The organism is Rhodoferax sp. UBA5149 (assembly GCF_002413825.1).
GTDB lineage: Bacteria > Pseudomonadota > Gammaproteobacteria > Burkholderiales > Burkholderiaceae_C > Rhodoferax.
Window position 1 is genome coordinate 4168 of sequence record NZ_DHXT01000216.1, and the last position, 2750, is coordinate 6917.

Annotated in this window: 3 protein-coding genes; 1 reads left to right on the forward strand and 2 read right to left on the reverse strand. The window is 62.8% G+C overall.

Annotation, left to right across the window (positions count from 1 at the left end; translation table 11 throughout):
- A partial coding sequence (locus B3V69_RS19380; RefSeq protein WP_296449029.1) for a lytic transglycosylase domain-containing protein occupies nucleotides 1-1745 on the reverse strand: 1745 nt, incomplete at its 3' end.
- 9 nt (nucleotides 1746-1754) lie between these two features.
- On the opposite strand from B3V69_RS19380, the gene B3V69_RS19385 reads away from it, so the two are divergent.
- Nucleotides 1755-2354 carry a 5-formyltetrahydrofolate cyclo-ligase gene (locus B3V69_RS19385; RefSeq protein ID WP_296449031.1) on the forward strand — a complete coding sequence of 200 codons (600 nt, stop codon included), beginning with the start codon at nucleotides 1755-1757 and terminating at the stop codon, nucleotides 2352-2354.
- A 6-nt stretch (nucleotides 2355-2360) separates the two neighbouring features.
- On the opposite strand, the gene B3V69_RS19390 is transcribed toward B3V69_RS19385, so the two are convergent.
- Nucleotides 2361-2750 (reverse strand): LysR substrate-binding domain-containing protein (locus B3V69_RS19390; RefSeq protein WP_296449034.1); only part of this gene is annotated, 390 nt, incomplete at its 5' end.

Sequence of the window (2750 nt, forward strand, 5' to 3'; positions counted from 1 at the left end):
GGCATGGAGCCGGCGAAGTCGTCCAGCACCAGCTTGAGGTAGCCCGTGCCAATGGCAATATTGGTATCGCGGTCATTGAGCTGGTGCGGTTTGAAGGCGGTCATGCCGATCTTCTTGGCGGTCCAGCGGGCCGTCGGCGGCATGATTTGCATCAGACCGGCGGCGCCCACGCCCGAGCGGGCGTCCATGACGAAACGGCTTTCCTGACGGATCAGGCCATAGACATAAGCCGGGTCGAGGCCGATCTGTGTGGCGCGTTGAATCACCGCGTCCTTGAACGGCATCGGAAAGCGCTGCTCGAAGTCAATCAACGTTTTGGTCCGGTCACTGGTGTTGATACAGCGGTCCCAGACCTCGCGCTCGCAGGCCAAATCGGCCGCTGCCAGCAGTTCGCGGTCGCTCATGCCGCCGCGCTGGTGCAGGTTGGTGCTGTAGTTCCATTCGCGCACGCCGTCACTGCGCAAGCCGATTTGGATCGCGTACAGGGCGCGGCTCAGGCCGACATTGCGGCGAGTGCTTTCCTTCTCGTCGGGCGTGAGGGCCTCCGGCCGGGCCGGCGCGCTGATGCGCTGGCCCAGTTCTTCCAGCGCCAGCTGCTCGTAAAAACCGCTGACGCCCGCAATGCTGGTCAGCAGACGCGTTGCTTCAGCGCGGTCAGCCTCCCCCTTGGCCAGGGCCAGCAGCGCGCGGGCCCGCCAATAGACCCAGGTGGTGTCCTTGCGCTGGCCGTCGCTCATGGCGGCGGTGGCCATTGACACCTGCTCCCAATTGCCGGCCCGAAGCGCGGCGCGGACCTTCCAGGCCAGCTGGTCGTCATGCATGAACTTGTCCTGCCCGTTCAGGAAGTAGGTCAGCGCGCCGCCGGACAGGCGCATGGCGGCGCGTTTGCCGATCACGCCCCACACCCAACTGCGTTCCTCCGGCGAGAGCTGGGTCTTCCAGCGCAGTTTGTTGATTTCGGATGCGGCCGCGTCGGGGTCCTTGGCGGCCAGGCGAATCATGGCCAGCGTGACCAGCTCTTTGGTGCGGGGACGCAGGGCCAGCAGCTTGCCACTCAGGTAGTGCGCGGGATTGGCGTAAATGGCGCTGGCCGCCGTGGCCCAATCGGCGTTGAGCAGGCCAATGGCCTGGCTGACAATACGCGGTCGGTCGTTTTCCATGCCGAGGCGTGCCCGCAGCCAGGCGGAATGAGGCGAGAGCTTGCCGGCCTTGATCTGCTGCTCCGCCGCCGCGGCACAGCCGTCATCAGCGTCACGCTGCACCAGCCACAAGGCTTCGACCTGGCGCGCGACATCGAGTTCGCCCGAATTGAATTCCGTCAGCAGGGCGTAACAGCGCACGGAACGGTCGTCGTTCATCCGGAAATTGGGGTATTCGGCCATGAAAGTACCCCACTCCCGATTCTGGCCGAGCAACAGCAGCCAGTCGTTTCGCAGGCGATCTTCCTGGTAGGTACCGGCAAAGCGGCTCAGGAATTCCTGAATTTCGCCGGGGGTCGCGGTATCGAGCCGGGCGCGAAGTTCCCAGTAGGCGCCCCACGGCTCCAGCACATGGCCACGCACTTTCGGCAGCAGCGCGCTCAGGGTTTTGGAGTCCCCTTTTTTGAAGGCGTGGCTCATTTCCAGAATGGCTTCGTCCGCTTGCACCTTGACGATCCCCACGGACTGGGCCTGTGCCGGCACGGTGGCTGACAAAGTGACGCACCCCCAGAGTGCAATCGATGTCAAAATGGTGTGAAACTGCATGTGGAGATTATGGATAACTCTGATGAAAAAAAGGCACTTGAAAAAAAGGCGCTTCGCAAGCTTCTCATTGAACAACGTCTGAACCTCCCGGATCGACTACAACGCGCCGACTTGCTGCAGCGTGTCATGCGCATTTGGCTGGTGGGTCGCCCGGATGCCGTGATTGGCGCTTATTGGCCGATCAAGGGTGAATTCGACCCGCTTCCCGCACTGCACCGCTGGAAGGAAGACGGTGAACTGCTTGATCAGCCGCAGCCCCGGCGTATTGGACTGCCGGTGGTCGACAAAGTTCACAAGACCATGACGTTTCACGCTTGGTATCCAGGCTGCCCGATGGAAGAAGACGCCTACGGCATTCCCAAACCGAAGGACACCGAGGTGATCGTGCCGACGCTTTTGTTCGTGGCCTGTGTGGGTTATGCGGCAGGCGGTTATCGCCTGGGTTATGGCGGCGGTTTTTATGATCGCATGCTGACCACGCTGGAGCCCCGTCCGCTCACCGTGGGATTGGGGTTTGCACCGAGTTTCCTGTCTGATTTTGAGCCTGAACCGCACGACATGCCGCTCGATGCGATCCTGAACGACTACGGCGTTGTCTGGCCGGTCTAGATAAATTTACAAAGACTCGCCGATGGCTTGGCGCGTGAGCGCGGCCTGCGCGGTCAGCCAGTCGCAGAAGGCCTTGATCTCGGGCCGGACGGCGCTGCGCGGGCCGACGATGAGCCAGTAAGCCACGGGTGAGTCCAGGCGCATGCCCGGCAAAACCTCAACCAGGTCACCCGAGGCCAGGCTGTCGGCCACCAGCGGCAGGCGGGTCAGTGCCACGCCTTGCCCGGTTAGTGCGGCCTGCGCGATCTGGTGGGCGTAGTTGAAGTAGAGCCAGCGCTTGGGTTCGAGCTTCTTGAAATCGTGCGCATCGAGCCAGCGGCGCCAGGTGAGCCACGCCAGATTTTGGGTGCGGTGCGCGTCGCTGGCCTCGATCAGGGCGAAATGCGCCAGGTCGTC

Coding starts and splice junctions, on each gene's coding strand:
- B3V69_RS19385 (WP_296449031.1), top strand. CDS start 1,755: ATGGATAACTCTGATGAAAAAAAGGCACTTGAAAAAAAGGCGCTTCGC.